Raw genomic sequence first — 26045 nt, 5'->3', positions numbered from 1 at the left:
TACGGTAAATGATGTCAAAGTAGTAATTGGGGTAGCATCCCATGCTCATCAACTTAAGAATATCAACTACCCCAAAGAAAAACGTTGTTCTTTCTAAATACAGATTTAAAACAATTTTAAAAAGGGTGAACTGAAACCTATTTGTATATGAATGGGTTTTATTTTTCGTATTGTATTTATTCAGAACGTCTCTTCAAGTGGAAGATTCACGTTTTAATAAATTGAACTTAAATCTTATAATGTATATTATAAATTTAAATAAAATTGATAGTAGGTGATTCATAAGTGAATAATAATTTGCTTCTGATAAAAGACTTTAGCAAGTTATCGGGCTTATCACGAAAAGCTTTGTATCTTTACGATGAACATAATATTTTGAATCCTATGTTTATTCATCCGAATAATGATTATAGATATTATGATAAGAATCAGTTATTAACTGCTAAACGAATAAATTTGTTAAAACAAGCAGGGTTTAGCTTAAATGAAATCAGCAAAATCATTCATAGAAAGTTATCAGATACTGAAATAAGTAATTTGATAGAAGAAAAGCTTCAATTGGAAATAAATAAGATAAAAGATGCAAATCAAACAATAAATAAATTGAAAGGCCTGAATCCTACAATTACGATTTTAAATAACGAAGTCAAAAAAGAGTATCTAGAATCATTGTTCGTATATGAATATGAATTATTACCAAATGAAAATATATGTGTAGCGCTGAATAAACTAGAGGAATTAGTTAGCGGGATTAATGTTAAAAAGAATGAAAAAATCATAAAATATAAACTGATAGATAATAAAATTTACCCTATTCGTATCGCCTTACAATTGGAAAATCAAGAATTGAATCAATTGGGAATCACAAGTTATTTTGGTTTTCAATCGCAACAGTTTTTCTATGAAATTGATCCTTATCAAGAAGAATCAGTATTAAAAATAAATGAGATAATGAAAAATAACGAAATAGAATTATCCGAACCATATATTTATGAACGTATACTAAGCCCGGATGATTATCTATATTCCTCCAAACGTCTTTCGGAATTTATTTTTCCATCTAAGTATTGACCTTATCCCTTAGGTTAACCCTTATACTCTCTTTAAAGGGAGGTATAATACATGAAAAAAAATAATTATGCATTGGTAACAGGAGCTTCTAGAGGGATAGGAAAGGCAATCGCAATCCAACTTGCAAATGATGGATTCAATTTATTATTACATTATAATCAAAATATTGAAAAGGCTAATCAAGTCAAAGCAGAAATTGAATCAATTGGCAGACAAGCACATTTAATTCAAGGTGATTTCAATTCCAGTGAGGGGATTAACGAATTCATCGAAAAAACCAAGGAAATGCTAATCCAAGATAGTAATGTATCGCTGCATACAATTGTTCACAATGCTGGACATGCTACATCAAATGGATTTGGAGAAGTGGACTATGATGAGTTCGATCGTCTATTTAATGCAAATGTTAAAGCGCCATATTTTATCACACAATCTCTAATCGGATTTATAGCATCCAATGGTAGGATAATAAATCTATCATCCGGTGTGACACGTATCGCATTTCCGCATATGATGATATACAGTATGACAAAAGGCGCAATTAATACAATGACGTTTACACTAGCAAAGGAATTGGGTGAAAAAGGCATTACGATTAATTCCGTAATGCCTGGAATCATTGATACGGATTCAACTGCTAACTGGCTGCATACAGAAGAAGGTCAAGAAAATGCAAAGAACATGAGTGCTTTAAAAAGAGAGGGTCAACCAGAAGAAATTGCAAATGTTGTTTCATTTCTAGCGAGTGAAAAAGCGAGTTTTATTACTGGGCATAATATGGATGTAACTGGTGGAAGTCATTTGTAATTAGGGAAATGTAGCTTTTGAATAAAGATTGGTTTATTAAAATAAATTCTAATATAAAATCTACAAAAATATAGAGAACGAAAAGACTAGTAACTTTAAGAGAGTATAAAAGATAAAGCCCACCTACGGAAATAGGTGGGCTTATTAACGCATAAAGAAAAGACACCCCTCTTGAAGTGCCTCTCTCTACTTAAACTACATAATATGAACCCAATGAGTGGGAACCAGTGGCTTATAGCGAAAATCTAGAGAATTAATAGCAAGAGTCTTACAATGACTCAAACGATTGAATCAGACGGTATAAAATTCGTATCACTAGAGGGAAATTTAGACATAAAAAACTGCCCCCCTAATTGTTAGACACAGTCTAACAATTGGGGGGGCAGTTCAAAGAAATCGGCTTTTTTTACGATTTTTTTTGCATTAGTTTGGTAGGCATGTGATATCATCCAAGTGATGTAATGATACACATGCAATCGATAAGGACTGATATTAAGGATGAACAGAAAATGGTTCAACCCTTACTTTTATCATTAGCACCTTATTCAATCATTTCTAAGTTCACCTGTAAAATAGCTTTGAGCATCCCTGGAAAAAGTTCTTCTAGATCGTCATAACGTAACGAGTAAAAATGTTGCGTTCCTTCAATCCTTACTTGTGCCACACCTGCCTCTCGCAGAACTTTTAGATGGTGAGTTAACGTCGATTTGGGCATCAAATCATGGTAAATTGCACAGTTCTTCTCTCCATCTTTCCCTAAACTCATGACAATCTGTAATCGCCTCGGATCACTCAGAGCATGTAAAACAGAAGGTAAGCGAATATCGTTTCTGGACGGTTGAAATGGTTTTCTCATAAAAAGAGGATAACATATCAACTAATAGAATTCAAATTACTGATGTACCAAAAAACTAGTACAATAAAACGTTGACTCTATTTCTCTCTATGTGTTATTATCCTATTGTACTAAAAAACTAGTACAATAGTTTGTTGGTGGTAAATTTGTTTTAACTGAGAAGCTAATCATTTAGGGTTATCTCCAAACATATCCATCTACCAACTAGATCTTTATTACACTAAAGAAGAGAGGTAAATAAGAAAAAATGAGTAATCACACAAGATACCAATCATTCATCGTTTTCATTCTTGCATTTGGAGTTTTTGGCATCATTAATACAGAAATGGGGGTAATCGGGATATTACCTCAGATTGCGGAACGTTTTCACATTAGTGCATCCCAAACGGGATTACTTGTCAGTCTTTTCGCACTAACAGTTGCCATTGCAGGACCAATTATGCCCTTATTATTCTCGGGGATAAACCGGAAAACAACCATGCTATTGGTCGTAGGTCTTTTCGTCATTACCAATATCATTTCCGTCTATGCAACTAATTTTCCTTTGCTGTTAATTGCTAGAATCATCCCGGCGTTTCTTCACCCGGTTTATTTCTCTGTTGCTTTTGTTGCGGCAGCAAATACAGTAAGTGAGGATCAGGTCACCAAAGTAAATGCCAGAATTTTTATGGGTGTTACTGCCGGAATGGTGATTGGAACACCAATTGCAACCCTGATCGCGGACTCTATCTCTTTGGAGGCTTCCCTCTGGTTCTTTGCCATCGTAAATGCGATTGCATTTCTATTCCTTTTGCTCTTTGTTCCATCAATGCCAGTAAAAGAAAAACTTTCGTATGGATCACAACTAAGCGTTTTAAAAAAACCATTGGTATGGTTAAGTATTTTGACCGTCATTTTTATTAACTCTGCGATGTATGCCGTTTATAGTTTCTTTGCCGAGTATTTGGATCAAGTCATCCATATGTCAGGCAAACAAATCAGTCTGATGTTAGTGCTATTTGGTCTAACAGGAATCATTGGAAACATGATCGCAGGAAGAGCGCTTCATAAAAAAGCAATGCCTACAGCACTTGTGTATCCATTTATTTTTACAGTTATTTATTTGCTCGTGTATTGGTTGGCTGACTTTTCTGGTCTGGTGATGTTCCTGATTGCAATCTGGGGTGTCCTCTTTACTCTAGGGCTCAATATCTCCCAATATTGGATCACATCTGCTGCGCCAGAAGCACCTGAATTTTCAAATGGTTTGTTTGTAACGTTTGCTAACTTAGGTATTACTATCGGAACATTTTTTGGAGGATGGTTTATTTCCAGCATGGGAACCCACTCCGTAGTGTGGGCTGGCATCTTATTCCTAGCGCTCAGTCTTATCACGATCGTATTACGGGCGTTGATCTACAGTCCGAAAAAAGCAATCTATCAGCAAAAACAAGTGTCCTAATTTTCTGCTTAAAAGTTTGCCAATGTAAGCTTTTCATAAGGAGAAAAGTAGAAATTTATTTCCATAAATAAGGAGGCAATTAAGATGAATTTACAACTCACTGATAAAGTAGTCGTAATCACTGGAGCAAATTCTGGCATTGGTTTGGCCACGACCCAATTATTTTTAGACCAAGGGGCGAAAGTAGTAGGAGCAAGTCGAAGTATTGATACCCTATCGCGTTTACAAAACGATAAGCTCATCGCCATATCTGCTGATTTAAGTAAACGGGAAGGGGCCGAGCTAGTCATTCAAACCGCAATCGATACGTTTGGTAGAGTCGATATTTTGATTAATAATGTGGGAATTGCTCCTATTCGCAATGGATTACTTTCAATCAAAGACGAAGAATGGGAGAACGTTTTTAACACCAACTTTATGAGCATGGTTCGTGTAACTCGTGCTGTCCTACCTTATATGATTCAGCAACAAAAAGGATCAATCGTAAGTATTTCTTCTGAAGTAGGGCAGCTACCAGATGCTATGCTCCCAGATTACAGTGTATCCAAAGCCGCAATGTTAAGTCTTTCTAAATCCGTTGCCCAAGAATTTGGCCCAAAGGGGATCCGCTCCAATATTGTATCCCCTGGCCCCACCAGAACTCCATTATGGGATCGCCCAGATGGCTTCGCGGATGGTCTTGCGACAACATTTGGATTAGAAAAAGAAGCTGCAATTGAACATTTTGCGAAAAACGTTAGAGCTTTACCACTTGGACGATTAGGAACTTCGGAAGAAGTAGCAGCCGTTATTGCCTTTGTCGCTTCTGATCAGTCTTCGTTTGTCACTGGATCAGAGTACATGGTTAATGGTGGTTCCTTAAAACAACTATAATCAAACAATTTTCTATCGATAGAACTAGACTTTCTGTCTTTTCTATCAATCAATCTATGTAGAGGAGAAAAAGAAATGAAAAGATTTAAATCCCTTATCATTGGTAGTTTTGTTGCAGTTCTTTTGGTTTTTACCTTTGTCCAATCAACTGTTTTTGCAAATGTTAATAAAGATAGGAGTGCTTCCAAGAAGGAACAAAAGGACTGGGTGACGACTTGGAACGCTAGTCCGGAGCCAACTTGGGGAGCTAATTTTCCTCTACCGACAAAATTACCAGCGAAAATCGAAAAACAAACGATTCGTCAAGTCGCCAAAGTTAGCCTTGGCGGAAATCAAATCCGTATCTCTATTTCCAATGAATATGGGAAAGAGCCATTAACAATCGGGGAAGCACATGTTGCACTAACGGATAATGGCTCCAATATTGTGAAAAATACAGACAGACAACTAACATTTGGTGGGAAAACATCAGTTGTCATTCCAGCAGGATCATCTATTGTAAGTGACTCCGTTCCTTTTAAAGTTAAAGCACTAGCCAAAGTAAGTATAAGTTTGTATTTACCAAAAACAACGACACCAACAACCTTTCACTGGGATGCGCGTCAAACAACCTATATCGGAAAGGGAAATGTTTCCTCTACGACAAGGATGAAAGCTGATTCCACTACCGATGCAAGTATGTTTATAACAGGAATCTCAGTTCATGCTCCTAAAAACAACGGTACAGTTGTCGCAATAGGGGATTCGATTACAGATGGCGATGGTGCAACCGTTGATGCAGATACCCGTTGGACCAATTTCCTTGCTGAACGGCTCGTATCACAAAAAGTTTCGGTAATCAATGCGGGAATTTCCGGAAATCGCTTGTTAAGAGATGGTATGGGAGTTAGTGTGTTGTCTCGTTTTAACCGAGATGTACTAAGTCAGCCAAATGTAAAATCAGTGATTGTCCTTATTGGCATTAATGATATTAGTTGGCCAGGTACAGGTTTTGCTCCTACCGAAACAAGACCTAAATTTGATGAATTGGTCGCTGGCTATCGTCAACTGATTGCCCAAGCACATGCTCGTCATATCAAAGTGATTGGTCTAACTCTGACTCCATTTGAAGGAGCATTGTCCGGAACAAACCTAGATAATTACTATAGTAAAGACAAAGATGAATTGCGCCAAAAAGTGAACAGTTGGATTCGCAGTGGAGAATTTGATAGTGTAGTGGATTTAGATGCTATCATGAAAGATCCTGAACATCCAACACGTTTATTAGCTAAGTATGATTCAGGTGACCATCTTCACCCTGGTGATGTAGGAAACAAAGTGATAGCAGATTCGATGGATCTGAATGCTATTTTAAGGTAACTACAGGACCCAAGCCAATCAATATGAATAGATATCGACTAGATGAGGCTGATGCTAAGCATCAGCCTCATTAATCTAGCGCTTTTCTAATTAAGAAGTGTGCTTTAGTGTTGGATTCAAATCAAATACCAAATTAAATGAATTATTAGTATATTTATAGAAGTACTGATTAGACATTATTACTAAAGACTGATGAAAGAATAATCAGTCTCCTTCTTACTTGTTAAATTCGCATTAATAACATAGAAAATATAAGGAGGGTTCCATATGGACTCACTCAACAATAATAAAGTAAGTCTTTCTAAAATTAAAAGTTCAACAGTTGCTCTGTATGCCCTCACTCTAGGTGCATTTGCCATTGGCTTAACGGAGTTTATCATTATGGGACTACTTCCAGAGGTGGCTGAAAGTATGCAAGTCTCTATTCCGATGGCTGGCTTTCTAGTTACTGGATATGCGCTAGGAGTTGCTATCGGTGCTCCGATCATTACAGTAGCAACTCATAAAATGAAACGTAAGGAACTCTTGCTATTTCTTATGATTCTGTTTATTGCAGGAAATGCATTAGCGGCTGTAGCGCCTAATTATACTATCTTAATGCTGGCACGTATCTTAGCAGCGTTAACACACGGTACTTTCTTTGGAGTTGGTTCGGTTATCGCAGCAGAATTAGTTCCAAAAGAAAAACGAGCAGGGGCTATAGCCATCATGTTTACTGGTTTAACGTTAGCCAATATTTTAGGTGTTCCCATGGGTACATTCTTAGGACAAGCATATGGTTGGAGGTCTACATTTTGGTCAATTACCATCATCGGTGTTATTGCATTGATTGGAATCGCAATTTTAGTACCAAAGGTTAAAGCGGCCCAATCAAGTTTACTTCAGGAATTGGAAGTTTTACGCCGACCTGCTGTTCATGTCGCACTATTAATGACCATATTTGGATTTGGTGGAGTATTTACTGCATTTACTTACATCTCTCCAATTCTGGTAGATATCACTGGATTCTCACCTAAATCGGTATCTTATATACTAGTACTTTTCGGTATCGGTATTACAATCGGAAATATTTATGGGGGTAAATTAGCAGACAGAAAGTTATTATCTTCACTTATTGGTATTCTTTTAATGCTATCAATTGTACTTGCTCTCTTTAGCATAACAGATCAATATAAAATTCTGACACTGTTTACGGTATTCATATTTGGAATCGCTGCATTTGGGACTGTTCCCGGATTGCAATTGCATATGTTGAATACTGCTAAAGAAGCACCAACTTTAGCATCTACCTTAAATATCGCTGCCTTCAATCTTGGTAATGCACTTGGTGCATATATTGGGGGAGTAGTAATTGATCTGAAAATTGGTGGCGGGCTTCCTGCTGTTCCTGTAGTTGCATCACTGGTAACGGTTGTTGGAGTACTGTTCACGTTATGGGGTGCTCAGCAACAAAAAAGAAATAATCAGCAGGGTTTAAATAATTGAAAAAAGAGACCGTTTAGTAGAGGACACTGCAAACATTGATTTTATAATAGAAGAAACCCACGCATTTTGAATAAAGTTTGATCAAAACTCATATAGGAGTCTTTGATTCAAGAGATAAAGCATCGTATTTTTTAGAAACATCGTGTCTTTTTTCAAATACACATTTATCAATTCTTGTTATTACTCCACACAAATGGTGACTTATAGGTAGCGAATTCACCATTTATGGTAGTTTATTTAATGCTTTCTTGCTAAGCTATCCAAATTTCAATTGAATTTCTTAAATAACTAGTATTAATCTCACATTTTTCTTCTAAGCCATCTACCTATAATTAAGTAAAATTGTTCGTTCGATGGTATTGTATGAGTAAGATTATTTGGCTTTAATACTTCAAGATTATAATGTTTTTTAATATTGGAATTAGTTCTTTAAATTTATAAAGGGGGATGTTATAATATGGAAAATATTTTAAGCGTGGAAGTCAATGGACGTCCTGCCCAGATTGAAGAATTTCAAATTCTTAGTCTGTTTAATTATGGTCACTTTACCTCTACAATTGCAATGAATGGAAAGATTAGAGGAATAGACTTTCATTTAGAAAGACTTCATAAGAGTTCTCGTTTGTTGTTTGGATATGGTATTGATAAACAGCGCATTCGTGAATACATAAGACACGCTATGAAAAATATTAATGAAACAGTAATTGTAAGAGTTAATGTGTTTTCTCGTGAAACCGATTTAGTGAATGTAGGCAAAACCATAGAACCAGACATTTTAGTAACGATAATGAAAGCCCAAATTCCAACATTATCTTCGTTACGTTTACAAATAACTGAGTTTGAACGGGATATCCCCCAGGTGAAAAACGTAGGGTCATTTGGACAAATTTACCGTGGTCGTATGGCAAGAATGAATGGATTCGATGATGTTCTTTTTTTAGATTCATTAGGACGCATTTCGGAAGGATCAATATGGAATATTGGTTTCTTCGATGGAGATCGAATTATTTGGCCTAAGGCTGAAATTCTCCCTGGTATAGCCATGCAACTTATTCAAGCAGGTTTAGATAAAAATAACATTAAGACAGTTACGTGTGAAATTTATCCTAAAGATTTACTGGATTTTAAATCTGCATTTATTACTAATTCTTCAATAGGCTCGCAAGCAGTGTCAAGTATTGATGATTACGAATTTTCGATCAATCCCAGATTAAATTCAATTCTTTCTGATGCCTATCAAATCAATCCTCTAGAGCATGTATAGTAAAAATGGATCCGATTCATTGGATATTTACCAGTACATGTGTTGAAATATTTATAAAAGTAGGGGGAGGTGTGTAATGAAGGATTCTCAAAAGATTTACAGCACGGCGGTAGAAGCAACCTTGGAGATAATTGGTGGGAAGTGGGGATCTGTAATTCTCTTTCATCTGACATTAGGTAACACTTAAAATCTGAGGAGAAAAAAATGAAAAATAAAGTGCAGGGAACTCTGGCCTCTCCATTGGAACATGAGTATATTCTTGTGCCTTGATCCAATCTACTATTTTTACAAGAATCTCCAAAGTCAAACCCACTTGTCAACCGACAAGTGGGTTTATTTGTAACCTCTATAATTCGACTTCTTAGTGGTGTTGTGCTCTTTTTAAAACGAAATTAAATTTGTTTAAAAATCGTCATTACTCTCTTTCTCGAGGGCACTACGCTATTCTGCAATGTGAGCCAACAATCCAGTCTTTCCAACAGCGACATGGTCTGCGAGTACGTGGTGATCCGGATAGTCCCCGCCATTTTGACGCCGGAAGGGGATGGTCTCGTCCTCAAAGAGATTCTCGAGACGTAAGCGCCAAGCTGCCTTCGCTGTGTCTACATCGGCTGCCGTGATTCGACCTGTTCCATAGACCGCATGGGTAGGTAGCACATTCATGCCGGAGAAGAAGAGAGTACCGTGGGTGATAGGGAACAATAGTTGTTCTAGTGGCCCGTTGATGCCTCTCGGCGAATAGTCTATCTCCGGTCCTCCGACGGTCACTGACAGCATTGCCCGCTTTCCTTTCAAGCCACCGTCGCCGTAGCGATAGCGATTCCCTTCATCTTTGTAACCATAAGCCAACCCGTAAGCGAACACCCGGTCCACCCAGCCCTTGAGGATGGCTGGCATGCTATACCACCAAAGCGGAAAATGGAATATCACGGCGTCAGCGGCAAGCAGCTTTTGCTGCTCAGATGTAACATCTGCTGTCTGTTGGCCAGTTGAGTAGGCGTGCCCCGACTCTGTTACGAAGGACAGTCGACCGGGATTAGCTCTGGCCGGGAAGTCGCGTTCATCGAACACTGCCTTCCAATCCATACCGTACAGGTCCGACAACGTGACTTCATGCCCTTGCTCCTGAAGCGTCTGCACAGACACCTCAACGAGTTCACGGGTCAACGACGTTGGTTCGGGATGCGCATAAACAATCATAATATTCTTCTTCATGATTTCACTCTCCATCTAGTTTTTGCTTACTACTCATATAATATGTTTCGCATGAATTTATCTTATATTGTATTATGTATAATGAAAAGTACGCACATTAATTATATATAGTATCAAAAAATATACTAATGGGAGTGAAAGACATGAGGAATCGAAAAGTTGGATTTGATTATCCTTCTCACAAGGAAGGATGTCCAGTGGAGACAACATTGGATGTGATTGGTGGTAAATGGAAAGGTATTCTTCTTTATCATCTCATTGACGGGAAAAAGAGATTTAATGAATTTCGAAAGCTATATCCTGGAATTACTCAACGTATGCTTACTTTACAATTAAGAGAACTGGAACGGGATGGTGTGATTCATCGTGAGGTTTATAAAGAGGTTCCTCCAAAAGTAGAATACTCATTAACTGAGTTTGGAAGAACTTTGGAACCTATTATTTTACTCATGAAAGACTGGGGTGAAAAGCATAAAGATAGATTCATTAAAATCGAATCAACACTCGAAACGGATTAGTAAACATAATGGTAGTAAGAATAAAGACGAAGGCCAATCCTGTACAGCTGCCATTTTGGTGGCTGTTTTTGCTATTGAATTAACGGGCTGGTTAGTTAAACATTTAGGGTATTCGGATTTTTGTGTGGAAAACAACAATTTTTAATTTGATATTAAAAACATCTAAATCGGATATTCATGTGGAAATCAATCAAACAATAAACTTTTATTTGGCTTCCCGGTTTTACGTGAATTTGGTATTACAACTGTTATTGATACAACGCTTTCTTTATTCTGCGCTTTAACAATATTACCAGTCTTAATTGTTTTATTTCAAAAACGTAAATAGATAGTATGTAGAGGGTTATGAAAAATAACCCTCTTGTTGTAAAAAAACACCTTGATTCATATCAAGGTGTAATAAGTTCAAAACTCTCCAAATCAGCCCCGGTTACAAAAGGGCTAATTTCACCAACGCTATACATATGCAATTCATGCATCGCGCGCGTACAAGCAGTGTAAAACAATCTACGAACGCTCTCATCGCTATATACTTCATTATTTGCATTGTAAATAATGACAGCGTCAAATTCGATACCCTTCGCTAAGTAAGCAGGTATGATGACGATACCTTGCTCGTACTCGGCTGAGTTACTTTTCACGAGTTTAATATTCTCGATATGGCTGAGTGCTTCGTACGCAGCGGCGCTTTCAGCTGCGGATTTACATATAATTGCGATCGTATTGTGCTTTTGTTTTTGTAATTCAGCGACTTTGGAAGTGATATGGTCATGCAGTTCGCTGTAATCAGAAACCTTAGTCAATGTAGGTTTCTCGCCGCCTCGTTCAAAGGCGTTAATATTCTTGCCTTCCGGTACCAGATTACGTGTAAATTCAATGATCGGTTTTGTTGAGCGATAGCTACGAGTTAAGTTAATACCGTATGTTTCATCAGGTCCATATAAGCTAGTGAGTGTATGGAAATCAACTGTTTCACTTGCGTGAGCGAATATCGCTTGGTTAAAGTCTCCGAGTACCGTCATTTTTGCGGCAGGGAAGAGACGTTTTAAAAACTCGAACTGAAACGGAGAATAATCTTGTGCTTCATCTACGAGTATATGTTTAATTGATCTGTTTGTTTGGAACCCTTCAATTAATTCTTTTAAAAGTAAAAATGGAGTAGCATCCTCGTAATATAGTTTTCCTTCATCTAATATGTTCACCGTTAGTGAGCAAATATCGTCCCATTCTTTCGGTTTTTCTCCCGTAACCCATGATGCACCTGTGAAGAGTTGTTTATATATTCCTGTGAAATTGATGAAGCGTAGCGTTTGAACACCTTTACGCAACGGCTTCAATTTTTTACGGACAATCATACGTCCGAGTACTTTCGTTTCTTTCTCATAATCAGTAAAGGAGTTTTCGTCAAACTCACCTTTTTTCTGTAAATACTTATAGGCTTTTTGATATTCATCTTTACTAAGTAATTCAATTTCTTCTTCTACCCAAGGTTTTTTCAGTTCTGTTTTTTCGATTTCATCTATTTGTTTATTTAGCCACTCCGTTAATTTTTCAATTCTATTATGGAAGCGGAGGGAGGTATCAGTATTATAAAATTGTTCTGCAATTTGTTTAGCAGAGACAATTGGTTTTCCTCTAAATTTCATTCCTTTAAATAACATACCGGACGTTTCGAGAGATTGTCTGTACGTTTGAATGGTCTCGAAAAAGTGAGTTGATGCTTTAAATCGAATGCTCGCATTTCTAGTTTTATAGGCAGGGCTATTCGTTTCGGTTAGCATATATTCTAATTGCTCATAAGGATCTTCAACGTCAAATGACTTACTTAATCTGTGGTTTAAGTACTCTTGGAATGTAACTTGCTGCATATTTTCTTCACCGAGTTCTGGCAATACGTTAGATACGTAGCTATTGAACATGGAGTTAGGGGAGAAGAGAATGATTTGATCAGCTTTTAGCCATTCGCGATATTTATATAGTAAGTAGGCGATTCGCTGTAAGGCAGCCGATGTTTTACCACTACCAGCAGCTCCTTGAACGATAAGTAGTCGCCCTTCGTCGTGACGGATAATTTCATTTTGCTCACGTTGGATAGTAGCAACTATACTTTGCATATGTTTGTTTGTACCTTTTCCGAGCGCTTGTTGTAAAATTTCATCTCCAATCGTTAAGCTCGTATCGAACATTGAATCGATAACGCCGCCTTGAATAATATATTGTAATTTCTTTTCTACATTGCCGCGGATTACGCCTCCTGGTGTACTGTACTCGGCAGGGCCTGGTGGATAATCGTAGTAGACACTTGAAATTGGTGCGCGCCAATCGTATATAAGAAAGTTTTCTCCGCTTGCATCGGTGAGGGTAGCGACGCCGATATAAATTTGCTCTGCGCCTGTTTCTCCTTCTTCTTTGAAATCAATTCGCCCGAAGTAAGGTGCTTTATGCATACGTCGTAGTGCGGCAAGTCGGTTGAAGGTATGTTTATGGGTGATTTGTGTTACGGCTAGTGACTGAGCTTGTTGTCTTAAGTTGATAACTGTTTCGAGATAATCGTCAAAAGTATCAGTGTTAACTTTCACATCATCCCAGAAGTGTTTACGGATGTTGATTACTTCTGCTCGGCGTCTGCCAGTTTCGTTTTCAAGTTTATCAATTTGCTCCGTAATAGTTTCTATTACGCTATCCAATCGTTTTTGCTCTTGATCTAATTTTTTGTTCATACGTAAGCACTCCTTTAAAAGTGAAAAATAGAGGTTGACTGAAGATATGTTTTGGTGTACAATTAAGATAAGGATAAATACGTTCTTTGTATTTTAGAAAACGTGTTTCTGTACTAATTTAACATAGTTTTTTAATTTAATCAATGATAATAAGATAAACCTTGGTTCCGTGTGGTGGAATCGAGGTTTTTTGTTTTTTAGGAGGGGATTGTAATCATATATTCGAAAAATCGCCGATATAATTTTAGTTACCGCACAGGTAGTACAAAAAAAGCTCGGGCTTAGCCCGAGCTTTTCATTATTTCTTTTCGTCTTTTTTAGCATCAGCTTTTGGTTCTGCGAAAAGATCTTTTAAATCTTTATCGTCAACTTTTACGTCAGCAGATTTGATTTCTTTCATCATAAGATCGTTCATAAATTGTCCATCTTGCATTTTCTTCTGAACAAGATCTTTTTTGATGTCGCCTTTTACTTCATCAAATGGTTTTTGTTCTTTAATGTCTGTTACTTTAATGATGTGGTAACCGAATTGTGATTTTACAGGTTCGCTGATTTCATCTTTCTTCAGCTTATAAGCAGCATCTTCGAATTCTTTAACCATTTTACCAGCTGTAAAGTAGCCAAGGTCTCCGCCTTTTTCTTTTGAACCAGTATCTTCAGAGTATTGTTTCGCTAAATCTTCGAAAGATTTACCTTGTGCAAGCTCGTCTTTAACCTTTTTCGCAGTAGCTTCATCTTTTACAAGAATGTGGCTTGCTTTAATTTCAGGCTTGTAGTTGTCTTTTAATTCTTTATCAGTGATTGTTTTTTCAACAGCTTTTTCTTGAGCTAATGAAGCACGAACACCGCTTTTTAAAGTTTCTTCTTTAATACCTTGTTGTTTTAATAGTGTATCGAATTGATCACCGTATTGTTTTTTCATTTCATCGTACTTTTTATCTACTTCTTTGTCGTCAACTTTGTAGTTTTTAATAAGTACTTTTTCCATAACCATGTTATTTAGTACTTGTTTACCAGCTTGTGTCTTCATTTGATTGTAAAACTCTTCTTTAGTGATGTCACCAGCTTTAGATGTAACAATTTTGTCTGATGATGATGTTCCACATGCTGATAATGCGATTACACTTGTTGCGGCTAAGGCAAGCATAGCTTTCTTCATTCAATAAACACTCCTACTATTATGTATTTTTAATTTATCCCGCACTAATGAAGAAACGCCTTATGATAGGTTATTTTCGTTCATAAGAGCCCGATTAAGTCTCACTGATGTCTTTGCTTTTTAATATGTAAAAGCACGCTTAACAGGGCTTACCGAGGCTTGGAGATAAAGTTTAGATGCGTGTCGTTTATTTCATAGTATAAGCAATATGTACAAAATTTAATATATCATATTTCGACTTGTTTTCCTATTGATAAAGAAAATTTAACCAGTTAGTGTCAGATTTTGAAAGGGTACCATATTGGGCGCATGTCGCATATACAGAAAAGAGGAGGGGATGGGGGATGAATTCAAAACTTATTTTATTACTTGTACTGTTTATTTTATTAGTTATTGTAGGTATAATTTGTTTATAGAGGAAAAAAATGAGGAAGGGGCTTTCCTTCCTCACTTTCCATGAAATATAATTTCTATATAACTAGAAATTAATAGAATGGTAATACATACATTAATAACTCGAAAGACACCGGGCTGGCGGCTCGCAGATATTTGTTTTCGCTCGCACAGTGTATGTGTCATGAAATTCGTGTAAAATATAACAAGAAGTGCGAATGCGACAAAAACAACGGTTATAAGAGTCATGAGGCGAGACCTCCTTTTGGCTAAAATACATATACTTTATATATTGTATCATACGATATTTTGTTCGTGTTACAAAATTCAGAAATAGAAGACTTTGTGTTAGAAAGCGAGGGAGAAAATGGACGTTGTAAGAAGACTAGAACAAGCTGAATATTACGTAGACCTACTATTTAAAATGATTGATGAAGAAAAGTGTCCATTTTATTCTTTAATCATAAAGAAAAAAGCTCGTAAAAAAGATATTGAACGTATACTAAATCTTTGTGAAAAGCTGAACGAACAATACGTAACGGAGAAAGCAGAAGGCCTTCTATTGTTCGATGCGCTGTTAGATCAATTTGAAAAAGCGCTTCCACATCAGCTCGAAGTAAACGAAACTGCGGAAGCGCTAGCAAAACAAGGCTTATTTGTGCCACTTATGAATGAATTCTTAGGCATGATTGCGAAAGGATAAATAGATTATTTCTTAACTAATTTTTGATCGGACTCCGTAAAGTTCTCCTCAATATTGTCTAATGATTTCTCAAAAATATCGATGAAGTCTTGTCCGTAAATATTGCGCAGGATCGCAATAAGTTCGATATTTTCTGGGAACTTACCGTAAAAATTACGAAGAGCAAGTGCCCCATTAAATACAGAATTATTTTCAGGTTCATACTCCTCCATTAAGCGAAGTAGTAATTCTTCCCCTTTGTCTGTAATTTCAATGTACGTATTTCGTTTATCATCTTCTTTTTTAGAAAATACAAGATAGCCGCGTTCTTCTAGCTTTTTAGAGAAGTTAAACGCCGTTGATACGTGCATAACTCCAAACTTAGCAATCTCAGAAATAGAAGCCCCTTTTAAATGATAAGCGATTGATAAAATATGATGTTCATTAATGTTTAAATCGTAAGGTTTAATCCACTGTTGCCAATCTTTCTCTACACATTTCCATAACGCTTTCGATAATTGAGCAATGCGTTGGCTGAAAATCATCGCTTCTTTTACCGAGTAATCTTTTTCTCCACTTTTCATTTACTCACCCACTTTAACATTCTTTTTCATTACTATCTATTATGCCAGTAAAATAAAAATTAATAAAGTCTTTTTGTGAGAATTGTGAAAATTTTTCGGAAAAATGACATTCTATACAAATCATGCATATCTATGGAAACGTTTTATGAGTCGAGAATACATGTGTTGTCTGTACATGTTAAGGGATAACATATATTGTAAATGCATAAAAACACGGCATATCTATGTGATATGCCGTGTTAAGGTCAATTCGTATGAAAAATATTTGTTATATGCAAAAAACTAAGCGTGAATATGTTTACGCTTTTTCTGGAACAGCATCTTGTAGTTTCTCAATTGACTTTTGAATGTCTAAAATTTCTTGTTCAATATGACGCTTATTTTGAGAAATATCTTGTTTCCAGTTAGAAAGAGTGTCGTGCATATCATCTTTTAGCTCTTGAAATACTTCTTTACCTTCTGAAGCAGTTTCAACGATTTGACGCTTTAATAACTTTGTATCAGCTGTAATATCAGCTAAAGTCTTTTTAATATCAGTTCCTTTTTCTTTCAGCTTACCGCGCATATCTTTACCAGAAGAAGGAGTTGAGAAAAGAACGGCTAGTCCAGCAACTGCTCCGCCGCAAATTACACCTGTAATAAAGGATTTAGCTTTTGACATAAAAGGAAACCTCCTTATTTTTCGTTCGTATTCATGATGTATAAAAGTGTGCATATGCTTAAGACAAGGAGGTTATTAGCGATAATTTATTTTTATCGTAATTCTTTTCTTCCTTGTACATGCTATGCATTTACTTTTTTTCGTAAAACAGAAAAGGTTATATCCTCCGGCATTTTGGATGAAGAAACAAGCTATGCAATATATTTCTTTCGGAGGAATTAGCTTGTTATGTACAGTTATGTTTTACGTCTTTTTATAGTGGCACTATTTCACACTATTTGCAATTGTGCTTGCGATGTTTTGTAAATTTTCCATTGTGTATTCATTTTGGTGTGATTTCCAAACAGCACCGAAACCATCGTTTTCACCGTAGCGTGGAATTAAATGAAGGTGGAAGTGGAATACAGTTTGTCCAGCTTTTTCACCGTTATTGTTAAGTAGGTTAAAGCCAACTGGATTAAATTCTGCTTTCATTGCATTTGCGATTTTTGGAACGACAGCAAAAATATGTGATGCGATTTCTGGCGTTAACGCAAAAATGTCTTGTTTGTGTACTTTTGGAATAACAAGAGTATGTCCTTTTGTTACTTGACTAATATCTAAAAATGCAAGTACATGTTCATCTTCGTATACTTTTGAGCAAGGGATTTGCCCGTCAATGATTTTACAAAAAATACAATTGTCCGCTGTATGATTCATCGATCTCATCCTTTCAAATAGCCTTAGCCGTATTTTACCATAATTACATAGGAGAACAAACACGAAAAACAGGAAGCTGACTCAGCTTCCTGTTTTCTGAAGAGGGATTGAAAAAGCATTTTTTATAATTTACGGTTCGCAGACACCTCATTTATTTAAGAAATGCATGGTAAATCGGCTAAAGTTTCTGCCGTAGACACCCCATTTTCAAGTGAAATGATATTGCAATCTTTTTTAAAATGAAATTGTTTATTTTTTAAAACAGTATATGCTCTTTCGGAGACACCCCGTTTCGAAAATGAAACAAATAATCTGGTTATGTGTAAATTTCTTTGTCCAACATGGACACCCCATTTCATGATGACTTCACTATGTTGTTATACTCATCAATTGGTGGTTGCTTTTTCAATGTGTTCCTTCTTCACTAATTATGATGTCCGCTTTCGTAAAAATATATGCCAAGAAATTTAATTTTTTTTTGAAAACATCGATACTATGTAGTGCACGATGATTTTTGGTAAGATGAATATATACATTTCTTAGAAAAGAGAATGAATATAAATGAAGAAAGTGGTGTCGTATGAGCGAGTTATTGCGTGTAGAAAATGTTACAGGAGGATATACGAAACGACCTGTACTGCAAAATGTTTCGTTCTCCGTTAATAAAGGCGAACTTGTTGGCTTAATCGGTTTAAATGGAGCTGGTAAAAGTACGACAATTAAACATATCATCGGTTTAATGGAACCGAAAAAAGGAACTGTCACAATTAACGGGAAAACAATACGTGATGATATGACAGCGTACCGTTCTAGTTTCTCCTTCATTCCAGAAACGCCAGTATTATATGATGAGTTAACGTTAGAAGAACATTTGAAATTAACAGCGATGGCGTACGGTGTAGATGAAAAACAATATGAAGAACGCGTAGGACAACTATTACAAGAGTTTCGCATGAAAAATCGTTTGAAATGGTTTCCGTCTCATTTCTCAAAAGGGATGAAACAAAAAGTAATGATTATGAGTGCATTTCTCGTTGAACCATCTCTTTACATTGTGGACGAACCTTTCGTTGGGCTTGATCCTTTAGCGATTCAATCACTTCTTCAAATGATGGATCAAATGAAAAAGAGCGGTGCAGGCATATTAATGAGTACACATATTTTAGCGACAGCAGAGCGCTATTGTGATTCGTTCATTATTCTGCATCAAGGTGAAGTAAGAGCGAACGGAACGTTATCTGAACTGCAATCACAATTTAACATGCCTGGTGCAACGTTAGATGATATTTACATTGCGTTAACAAAGGAAGAAGATTATGAATAGCACAGCGTTATGGAAAGAACGATTCCGGCACTTTCTAAAAGAAGTTCGTACATATAGTAAATACGTATTTAACGATCATTTGAAATTTATTTTCGTATTTATCATCGGTGCAGGAGCGTATTATTACCAGCAATGGTTACAAACGTTAACACCTTCGTTTCCTACGGCGATCGTTATGGCAGTCTTACTTGGTCTCGTATTAACAGCCGGATCCATACAAACGTTATTAAAAGAAGCGGATCTCGTTTATTTGCTGCCAGTTGAAGAAAAGTTAAAGCCTTATTTTACAAAGGCATTTCTCTTTACGTTTATGATTCAGTTATACATAATCGCAATCGTAGCAGCTGCGCTTGCCCCGTTATACTTCCAGCAAATGAAGCAAACAGGAGCGGCTTACATATGGATTGTAATCGCGTTTGTCATTGTAAAAGCGTGGAATTTATTCGTAGCGTGGGAAAAATCATTTTTAACAGATCAAACTGTTCAAAAAGCAGATTGGTTCGTTCGTTTTATCTTAAACGGCTTATTCGTGTACTTCCTTATAGAACGTACTTCAATCATTTTTATCGGCGTAATTGTCTTTTTAATGGTGCTATACCTTGCTGTTATGCATCAAAAAGTAAAAGGAAAGCCGCTGAACTGGGAGTATTTAATTTCTGAAGAAGGTAAAAAAATGATGCTATTATACCGCATCGCGAATATGTTCGTTGATGTACCAGCATTAAAAGAGAGAGTATCACGCCGAAAATGGCTTGATTTCATTCTTTCGATGATCGGTGAGAAACGTACATATTTATACTTATATACGAGAACGTTTTTAAGATCGGGTAACTATTTCGGATTATATATGCGCTTACTCGTTCTTGGAGGAGTCATTCTTTACTTTATCCCATTTTTATATGGACGCTTTATCGTAAGTCTTGTTTTCTTATACTTAATCGGTTACCAGCTATTAACTCTTTGGAAACATCACCGCATGAAAATTTGGCTTGATTTATATCCAGTAGGGGTAGAGGAGAAGAAGAAAGATTTTCTTACTTTATTAAATGCGATTCTCATCATTGGTAGCGGTGTATTTACAATTACATTTGCACTTGCGACGAAAGATTTCATGATGACAGTCATTTTATTTGTCGCAAGCATATTATTTAGTATCGGTTTCGTTTACCAGTACGGGGCGAAACGCATTGAGCGTTTAAACTGAAAGGAATGAACCTATGATTACATATGAAGAGAAGGTTATAAAAGAATTGGAGCAGTGGAAAGCTACATTCATGAAAGATTCTTCTATGATGACACGGTTCTCTAAAAAAGTGCAGGTGAAAGTGCAACAGCTAGTACCCGCGAAAGTGCAAAAGGTACTAACAGAAACGATTCGGATGATGGTGCAAACTATTAGTGCTGGATCAAACTTCATAAAACCGAAGCTAAAAGAAACGAACTGGTCACTGCAAAGACGAGACGATGAAGTACGTAAAAAATTAGATGAATATAAAAAAGTCGCAGCGGCAGAAGGGGCAGGAACAGGAGCAGGTGGTATTCTCCTTGGCCTTGCTGATTTTCCGCTACTCCTCAGCATTAAAATTAAGTTTTTATTTGATGCGGCAACATTGTACGGATTTGATACGAGTAAAAAAGAAGAACGCCTCTTTATTCTTCACGTTTTCCAACTTGCTTTTTCTAGTGATGATCATAGAAAAGAAATATGGAAAGCAATTGAAACGTGGGATACAAAAGAAGAAAATCATATGGACTGGGAAAGGTTCCAAACAGAGTACCGAGACTATATTGATTTAGCAAAAATGCTCCAGCTCGTCCCAATCATCGGTGCCCCAGTCGGAGCATATGCAAATTATCAATTATTGCAAAGGCTTGGGGAAGTGACGGTGAATTGTTATCGTATGCGGTTGATTAATAGGAATTGATTTGCTTTACAAAAAGAAGGCACCTTAAATATGTAATTTAGGATGCCTTCTTTTTTGTTGTTATAACTAACTGAATTGTGTCTTTTCTTAGAAACTAAGTCCGCTATAGCTGGCTCCAATTATGATTAATACGATAAAGGGCACAATGAGTAATATAAATCCGCTACCACCGCTCTTACCATCTTTGCCATCTTCACCGCCATATCCCATATGAATGTCCCCCTTATTGTTATATGTTGTTTTTACTTTATAATTTTCTAGGCTCATCAAGAAGTTCCTTTTAAAACTCTGATTAACTTGCAAATCATTCATGTTCATTTTACAATTTACTTACCGACCGATAAGTAAAAAAGAGAGGTACGTTATGACAAAAAATTTACAAACATCGCAGAGCATTGTAGATGCATCATTTAAACTAATGGCAGAGCATGGAATCGAGAAGATGAGTCTTTCAATGATTGCGAAAGAAGTTGGCATATCAAAGCCAGCTATTTATTATCATTTTTCATCTAAAGAGGCGTTAGTAGACTTTTTATTTGAAGAGATTTTTTCTGGGTATCATTTCGCCAATTACTTCGATAAAGAACAATATACGAAAGAAAAATTTGAAGAAAAGTTAATTGCAGATGGCTTACATATGTTGTCTGAGTATGAAGGGGAACAAGAAATACTCCGCGTTATAAATGAATTTATGGTAACTGCGACGCGAAATGAAAAGTATCAGAAACGCTTATTTGAAATACAAGAAGAGTTCTTAAATGGATTTCACGATTTATTGAAAAAAGGTGTGGAACTTGGAGTTGTATCAGAAAATGCAACAGAAGAGAATGCTCATACGTTAGCGCTCGTTATTGATAATATGAACAACTACATGTTAATGGGATTCAATTTAAAGTATAAAGAAATTTGGATTCAAAATGTGAAAAATGTAATGAAGGAGGAATAGAGATGAGAATGCAAAAAAATTGGTGGCTCGGTTTTCTTGGATTTATTGGGGTTTATAAAATCCCAAGTATGATTGATGCTTTTCAAGGTGATAAAGGTTGGTTTTCGTTAATTGGTTTCATTTGGCTACTTTGGTTCGGATATTTTATTCCTGAGAAAAAAGACAAGGAAGAAGGGAAATAATAGCATTCTCATTTTCTGTGAAATTATGTAAAATGTAACTTGAGAGAATTCATATATTAGATTACTAGATTTGGAGTGGTTACATGCAGCCATTGAAAAATGAAATTCACCCTGACATGGTCAAGGTGTGGAAAACGCGTTCCTTAATTGAGCTAGGAATTAGTATTATAGTCATTTTGGCATATCTTTTCCTTATGATTAAGTTTAATTGGTGGGCTTGGATTTTCTATGTGCTCATCGGATTAACAATCGTGTATACGCCGTTTGATTACTTTACGTTTCCGAAATTGCGTCAGCGTTATTATAGCTATCAATTAAATGAAGAAGAGCTTGAAATTCAACACGGTCTTTTCGTTGTAAAACGTGTATTAGTTCCGATGATTCGTGTACAGCACGTAACGATTGAGCAAGGGCCAATTATGAGACAATACGGATTAGCAGAACTGCATATTTCAACGGCGGCAACTTCTCATAGCATCCCAGGCTTAACGATGTATGAAGCAGAGATGCTAAAAACGAAAATCGCAGAATTAGCGAAGGTGAGTGATGAGGATGTATAAGAGGCAGCATCCCATCACGATGTTATTAGAATTAAAAGTAACAGACTTTTTACCATTAATTATTTTCATGTTTAGTTTAAACGGAAAGTTCCCATTTTGGTATTTAGTTCCCGCTGGATTCGCCTTAATTACGATTTTTTCAGTGATTGAAAAATGGTATTACACAGTATACTGGGTCGAAAATAACGTATTGCACATTAAGCAAGGCCTCTTTGTGAAAAAAGAGAGTTACTTAAATAAAGAACGTGTTCAAACGATTAATACAAGTTCGAGCGTTTTATATCAAATACTCGGTTTAAAGAAAATTAAAATCGAAACAGCTGGCGGAGGAAATGATCCGGAAGTTAGTTTAGCTGGTATTACGATAGAAGAGGCGACAGAGCTCATTACGATGTTAAATGAGCCAGCTAAGGCAGTAAAAACAGCAGAAACAGAAGAAACATCAGAAGAAGTAGTAGAAAAAGAAATCATTACAGAGGAAAAACAAGCGACAGAATACAAATTAACTTGGAAAGAAATTTTGTTAGCATCTGTTACATCGGGCCAATTTGGATTACTATTCTCTTTAATACTTTTCGTTTATAACCAAGTGGATGAGTACATTCCGAAATGGATAAAAAATAGAGTAGAGTCGTATGTAATGGATCATGATATATATGGCTGGATTTACATGGTAGCCATTTTCCTCGTCGTTTCTTGGATTATATCCACAATCGGTTACGCGTTAAAACATGGGAATTTCACGGTGAATCGAAGAAATGATGAAGTCCGTATTTCTCAAGGTTTGCTTGAAAGGAAAGAACTTGTACTAAAGTTACACCGCATTCAAGGGATTACAATAAGAGAAGGTATTTTACGCCAACCGTTCGGTTACTGTGCTGTGCAAGTAGAAGTAATTCAAAGTGAGGGAAAAGAGGAAAAGGTTACGCTGCATCCGATTATTCGAAAAGATCGTGTGCAAGATTTACTTGCGCATTTACAATTACCATATGAACTGAATACAAACATTACATCATTACCAAAAGCGGCATTGCGTCGTTATTTAATAGATAGTTTTCTACTCTTCGCCATGCTGGCAATTCCGATTACGGGAATAAGTATATACTTTGAAAAGTACGTCATTATGTGGGCTTTATTACCGCTCGCTATCCTCATCTTTATACTTGGATATGCAACATTTAAAACAAATGGTTACAGCGTCAACGGAGAGCAAATTACAATTGTGTATCGTAGTGTCGGGAAATATACAGGGCTTGTAAGAAGAAGACACGTTCAATCAATTGAGAAGACACAATCATATTTCCAGCGCCGAGCACATTTATGTACGTACAAGTTTTCTAGTGCATCATCGAGTTATAAATTAGAGCATATAAGAGTAGAAGATGCGGAGAGAATGCAAGATTGGTATAAGAAGAGAATAAGTGAGCGTTAATTGAATGGCTCGTCTTTCGCGGAAGACGGGTTATTTTTCTATGTAAAAATGGAAGAAAATAATTAATAATATATGTGAAGCAAAAAAGTGAGGTGAATGAAGTTGAGGTTGAGCAAATTTTTAATACCGTATTCATATTCTGTATTAAGTTTATTCGTTTCAATAATGGTACTTCAGTTATATGATAGAATGGAAAGATTTAATGAGGAGACTTCGACCATACTTGGAAATTTAATTCAAGCTACTTCGCAAATGGGAGTCCTTACATTGTATTTTGGAGCACCTATTATTTTAGGTGGATGTATTCTTGGAGAGTTATTATTTAGATGGATCATTTTACCATTTAAATTAAGCTATATTATATCCTTACTATTATATCTTCTTTTAGCCTTTAGTATTGTTTTTATCTTTTGTTTCTTAACGATAGGAATTCCAACTGTATATGAAGATTCTCGTACTTTTCAAGTGATGTGTCTCATGGGGCTAACTATGATTTGCGCTGTTACATTTTTTGTGAGTAGGAATATATGGGAGGAAAAATAAGTTGATAATGGAGTGGTCAAATGAAATACACTTGTCCATGCTGCGGATATAAAACATTAGGAGAAGAACCACCAGGTACATATGAAATTTGTAAAATATGTTTTTGGGAAGATGATCCTGTTCAGTTTAAAGATCCTGACCTTGAAGGCGGCGCAAATGAAGCTTCGTTAAGACAAGCGCAGAAAAATTTCATTGTGTTTGGTGCTTGTGAAAAGCGATGTGCTGGATTAGTTAGAAAACCGACTAGTGAAGATATAAAGGATGCTAGTTGGAAGCAAATTTGTTAAGTAGTTTATAAATAAAAATGTTATTACTTAAATAAAGAGAAGTAATAACATTTTTTTATTTAGTGAATAAAGAATTACCGCCGTCTTATAAGGTAAAACATTAAAGATGATAAAGTAATAGGAAGGCCGGTGTCCAAAAAGGCTTCTAAATTAAAGGATAGAAAATCTCTGTTGTTAAACCACATAAAGAATAAATGATTGTAGGAAATACCTAACAGTATAAATACAGGAATTCCAACTTTTAATTCGTGACTTCTTTTTACTTTTCTATAACAAAACTCCCCTAATAAACAACCAATAAGAACAGGAATACTTCCAAGAATGACATACATAATAATGGATACCCAAATCGGCCCCCATGAATCTGCATAATTTGGAATTAGTGTATACTGTAAAACATTCACAACAATAGAGAAAACTAGTAAGCATGTTAAATAACTAACGGCAAATTTTTTCAATGGGATCATCCTCTTACTATATAAGTTATGTAAAATGATATAAAAAAAGCATCTAGCAAAAGAACTAGATGCAAATAAAAACACAAGGGAAGATAAAGTTCTTCCCGTTTCCCGTAAGTAATTATATCAAAAAAATTATAAAAAACTAGCTTTATTTTTAATATAATTTATGTGTGAGGCTATGAAATTATAAGATTATACTGTTTTCGTAGTGTTTTATTGAAAAATGAGCTATATAAATGATTAATTTTAAACCGGAAAATTTAAACCAACTATTAAAAGTGATGCTGATTAGTGCAAATAAGTCATATGATGCGATTAAAGATTACGAATGTACGGGAGAAGCGGTAGCATTCCGTGTAGACTTTGAGCATATTGACGTTGCTCTTATGATTGTAGATATGTTAGGAAGGTCGGCAGCTAGGTTTACCATTTTACCATTTGCTAATCCGGATACGAATGAGATAGATTATATTCAGTTTCAAGTGTATACCATTAATGAAGGGAATTTTAAAGAAGTTCTTGATACGATGTAGAAAACCGTAAATTTACAAAAATGTATATAACAACTAATATATAATTAATAAATTCATATAGTTGG

29 protein-coding genes and 1 pseudogene are annotated in these 26045 nt (G+C 36.0%); 20 read left to right on the top strand and 10 right to left on the bottom strand.

Annotated elements, in window-relative coordinates:
* Nucleotides 1-285: 285 nt before the first annotated feature.
* Nucleotides 286-1071, top strand: a complete 786-nt coding sequence (locus tag ACTFQM_RS10210; protein ID WP_440034215.1) for a MerR family transcriptional regulator — start codon at nt 286-288, stop codon at nt 1069-1071.
* A 51-nt stretch (nt 1072-1122) separates the two neighbouring features.
* Entirely contained in the window at nt 1123-1878 is a 756-nt protein-coding gene (locus ACTFQM_RS10205; RefSeq protein ID WP_440034214.1) for an SDR family NAD(P)-dependent oxidoreductase, read from the top strand.
* A gap of 541 nt (nt 1879-2419) precedes the next feature.
* Here ACTFQM_RS10205 and ACTFQM_RS10200 read toward each other — a convergent pair.
* Nucleotides 2420-2734 carry an ArsR/SmtB family transcription factor gene (locus ACTFQM_RS10200; RefSeq protein WP_042984237.1) on the bottom strand — a complete coding sequence of 105 codons (315 nt, stop codon included), beginning with the start codon at nt 2732-2734 and terminating at the stop codon, nt 2420-2422.
* A gap of 247 nt (nt 2735-2981) precedes the next feature.
* Between ACTFQM_RS10200 and ACTFQM_RS10195 the strand changes: the two genes are divergently transcribed.
* From ACTFQM_RS10195 to ACTFQM_RS10170, 6 genes and pseudogenes are all read left to right on the top strand, one after another.
* Complete coding sequence (locus tag ACTFQM_RS10195) at nt 2982-4175, top strand: MFS transporter (RefSeq protein ID WP_440034213.1); 1194 nt, start codon at nt 2982-2984, stop codon at nt 4173-4175.
* 84 nt (nt 4176-4259) lie between these two features.
* Nucleotides 4260-5048, top strand: coding sequence for an SDR family NAD(P)-dependent oxidoreductase (locus ACTFQM_RS10190; RefSeq protein WP_440034212.1), 789 nt, complete (start codon nt 4260-4262; stop codon nt 5046-5048).
* 75 nt (nt 5049-5123) lie between these two features.
* A complete protein-coding gene (locus ACTFQM_RS10185; protein ID WP_440034211.1) occupies nt 5124-6407 on the top strand; it encodes an SGNH/GDSL hydrolase family protein in 1284 nt (427 codons plus the stop codon).
* 267 nt (nt 6408-6674) lie between these two features.
* On the top strand, nt 6675-7892 hold the full coding sequence (locus ACTFQM_RS10180; RefSeq protein ID WP_440034210.1) for an MFS transporter: 1218 nt from the start codon (nt 6675-6677) through the stop codon (nt 7890-7892).
* Between the two features lie 457 nt (nt 7893-8349).
* A complete protein-coding gene (locus ACTFQM_RS10175; protein WP_440034209.1) occupies nt 8350-9156 on the top strand; it encodes an aminotransferase class IV in 807 nt (268 codons plus the stop codon).
* 76 nt (nt 9157-9232) lie between these two features.
* Nucleotides 9233-9334, top strand: a pseudogene (locus tag ACTFQM_RS10170) (winged helix-turn-helix transcriptional regulator); the annotation flags it as partial.
* A 263-nt stretch (nt 9335-9597) separates the two neighbouring features.
* Here ACTFQM_RS10170 and ACTFQM_RS10165 read toward each other — a convergent pair.
* Nucleotides 9598-10371, bottom strand: coding sequence for an NAD(P)H-dependent oxidoreductase (locus ACTFQM_RS10165; protein WP_440034208.1), 774 nt, complete (start codon nt 10369-10371; stop codon nt 9598-9600).
* Between the two features lie 143 nt (nt 10372-10514).
* Here ACTFQM_RS10165 and ACTFQM_RS10160 point away from each other — a divergent pair, with 143 nt between their 5' ends.
* Complete coding sequence (locus ACTFQM_RS10160; protein ID WP_440034207.1) at nt 10515-10889, top strand: winged helix-turn-helix transcriptional regulator; 375 nt, start codon at nt 10515-10517, stop codon at nt 10887-10889.
* 389 nt (nt 10890-11278) lie between these two features.
* Here ACTFQM_RS10160 and helD read toward each other — a convergent pair whose 3' ends face one another.
* From helD to ACTFQM_RS10145, 3 genes are all read right to left on the bottom strand, one after another.
* Nucleotides 11279-13609, bottom strand: a complete 2331-nt coding sequence (gene helD, locus ACTFQM_RS10155) for an RNA polymerase recycling motor HelD (protein ID WP_440034206.1) — start codon at nt 13607-13609, stop codon at nt 11279-11281.
* Nucleotides 13610-13907: 298 nt separating this feature from the next.
* A complete protein-coding gene (gene prsA, locus ACTFQM_RS10150; protein ID WP_440034205.1) occupies nt 13908-14768 on the bottom strand; it encodes a peptidylprolyl isomerase PrsA in 861 nt (286 codons plus the stop codon).
* A gap of 447 nt (nt 14769-15215) precedes the next feature.
* Entirely contained in the window at nt 15216-15410 is a 195-nt protein-coding gene (locus tag ACTFQM_RS10145; protein WP_000172692.1) for a hypothetical protein, read from the bottom strand.
* Between the two features lie 118 nt (nt 15411-15528).
* Between ACTFQM_RS10145 and ACTFQM_RS10140 the strand changes: the two genes are divergently transcribed.
* Nucleotides 15529-15864 (top strand): DUF1878 family protein, encoded by a 336-nt coding sequence (locus ACTFQM_RS10140; protein ID WP_002170705.1) that lies wholly within the window; start codon nt 15529-15531, stop codon nt 15862-15864.
* Between the two features lie 5 nt (nt 15865-15869).
* Here ACTFQM_RS10140 and ACTFQM_RS10135 read toward each other — a convergent pair whose 3' ends face one another.
* From ACTFQM_RS10135 to ACTFQM_RS10125, 3 genes are all read right to left on the bottom strand, one after another.
* Complete coding sequence (locus ACTFQM_RS10135; protein ID WP_002170706.1) at nt 15870-16427, bottom strand: HTH-type transcriptional regulator Hpr; 558 nt, start codon at nt 16425-16427, stop codon at nt 15870-15872.
* 298 nt (nt 16428-16725) lie between these two features.
* A complete protein-coding gene (locus tag ACTFQM_RS10130; RefSeq protein WP_002170707.1) occupies nt 16726-17088 on the bottom strand; it encodes a YtxH domain-containing protein in 363 nt (120 codons plus the stop codon).
* 264 nt (nt 17089-17352) lie between these two features.
* Entirely contained in the window at nt 17353-17787 is a 435-nt protein-coding gene (locus ACTFQM_RS10125) for an HIT family protein (protein ID WP_001016832.1), read from the bottom strand.
* A gap of 580 nt (nt 17788-18367) precedes the next feature.
* On the opposite strand from ACTFQM_RS10125, the gene ecsA reads away from it, so the two are divergent.
* The 3 genes from ecsA to ecsC are packed head-to-tail and all read left to right on the top strand — an operon-like array spanning nt 18368 to nt 21036.
* Complete coding sequence (gene ecsA, locus ACTFQM_RS10120; protein WP_440034204.1) at nt 18368-19111, top strand: ABC transporter ATP-binding protein EcsA; 744 nt, start codon at nt 18368-18370, stop codon at nt 19109-19111.
* The gene (locus tag ACTFQM_RS10115) at nt 19104-20315 is read left to right on the top strand and encodes an ABC transporter permease (RefSeq protein ID WP_440034203.1); all 1212 of its coding nucleotides are present in this window, start codon (nt 19104-19106) and stop codon (nt 20313-20315) included. The genes ecsA and ACTFQM_RS10115 overlap by 8 nt, the downstream gene beginning before the upstream one ends.
* Before the next feature lie 13 nt (nt 20316-20328).
* Nucleotides 20329-21036: an ecs operon protein EcsC gene (gene ecsC, locus ACTFQM_RS10110; RefSeq protein WP_440034202.1), complete on the top strand. Its 708-nt coding sequence runs from the start codon at nt 20329-20331 to the stop codon at nt 21034-21036.
* An 87-nt stretch (nt 21037-21123) separates the two neighbouring features.
* Here ecsC and ACTFQM_RS10105 read toward each other — a convergent pair whose 3' ends face one another.
* On the bottom strand, nt 21124-21246 hold the full coding sequence (locus ACTFQM_RS10105) for a YjcZ family sporulation protein (RefSeq protein ID WP_440034201.1): 123 nt from the start codon (nt 21244-21246) through the stop codon (nt 21124-21126).
* 154 nt (nt 21247-21400) lie between these two features.
* On the opposite strand from ACTFQM_RS10105, the gene ACTFQM_RS10100 reads away from it, so the two are divergent.
* The 6 genes from ACTFQM_RS10100 to ACTFQM_RS10075 all read left to right on the top strand — a co-directional run bounded on the left by ACTFQM_RS10100 (nt 21401) and on the right by ACTFQM_RS10075 (nt 24986).
* The gene (locus tag ACTFQM_RS10100) at nt 21401-21982 is read left to right on the top strand and encodes a TetR/AcrR family transcriptional regulator (protein ID WP_440034200.1); all 582 of its coding nucleotides are present in this window, start codon (nt 21401-21403) and stop codon (nt 21980-21982) included.
* Between the two features lie 2 nt (nt 21983-21984).
* Complete coding sequence (locus ACTFQM_RS10095) at nt 21985-22164, top strand: hypothetical protein (protein WP_048369833.1); 180 nt, start codon at nt 21985-21987, stop codon at nt 22162-22164.
* An 83-nt stretch (nt 22165-22247) separates the two neighbouring features.
* Nucleotides 22248-22724, top strand: coding sequence for a PH domain-containing protein (locus ACTFQM_RS10090; protein WP_025149436.1), 477 nt, complete (start codon nt 22248-22250; stop codon nt 22722-22724).
* A complete protein-coding gene (locus ACTFQM_RS10085; protein WP_440034199.1) occupies nt 22717-24156 on the top strand; it encodes a PH domain-containing protein in 1440 nt (479 codons plus the stop codon). The genes ACTFQM_RS10090 and ACTFQM_RS10085 overlap by 8 nt, the downstream gene beginning before the upstream one ends.
* Nucleotides 24157-24264: 108 nt before the next feature.
* Nucleotides 24265-24699: a hypothetical protein gene (locus ACTFQM_RS10080; protein ID WP_440034198.1), complete on the top strand. Its 435-nt coding sequence runs from the start codon at nt 24265-24267 to the stop codon at nt 24697-24699.
* A 20-nt stretch (nt 24700-24719) separates the two neighbouring features.
* Nucleotides 24720-24986, top strand: coding sequence for a CPCC family cysteine-rich protein (locus ACTFQM_RS10075; protein ID WP_440034197.1), 267 nt, complete (start codon nt 24720-24722; stop codon nt 24984-24986).
* A gap of 74 nt (nt 24987-25060) precedes the next feature.
* Here the strand turns inward: ACTFQM_RS10075 and ACTFQM_RS10070 are convergent, their stop codons facing one another.
* A complete protein-coding gene (locus tag ACTFQM_RS10070; protein WP_025149432.1) occupies nt 25061-25444 on the bottom strand; it encodes a hypothetical protein in 384 nt (127 codons plus the stop codon).
* Between the two features lie 239 nt (nt 25445-25683).
* On the opposite strand from ACTFQM_RS10070, the gene ACTFQM_RS10065 reads away from it, so the two are divergent.
* Complete coding sequence (locus tag ACTFQM_RS10065; protein WP_440034196.1) at nt 25684-25980, top strand: protoporphyrinogen oxidase; 297 nt, start codon at nt 25684-25686, stop codon at nt 25978-25980.
* Nucleotides 25981-26045: the final 65 nt, after the last annotated feature.

It is taken from the genome of Bacillus cereus group sp. MYBK30-2, assembly GCF_051915945.1.
GTDB lineage: Bacteria > Bacillota > Bacilli > Bacillales > Bacillaceae_G > Bacillus_A > Bacillus_A paramycoides.
Note: the sequence above shows the minus strand (reverse complement) of the source record. Positions and strands in the feature narration are given on the sequence as shown.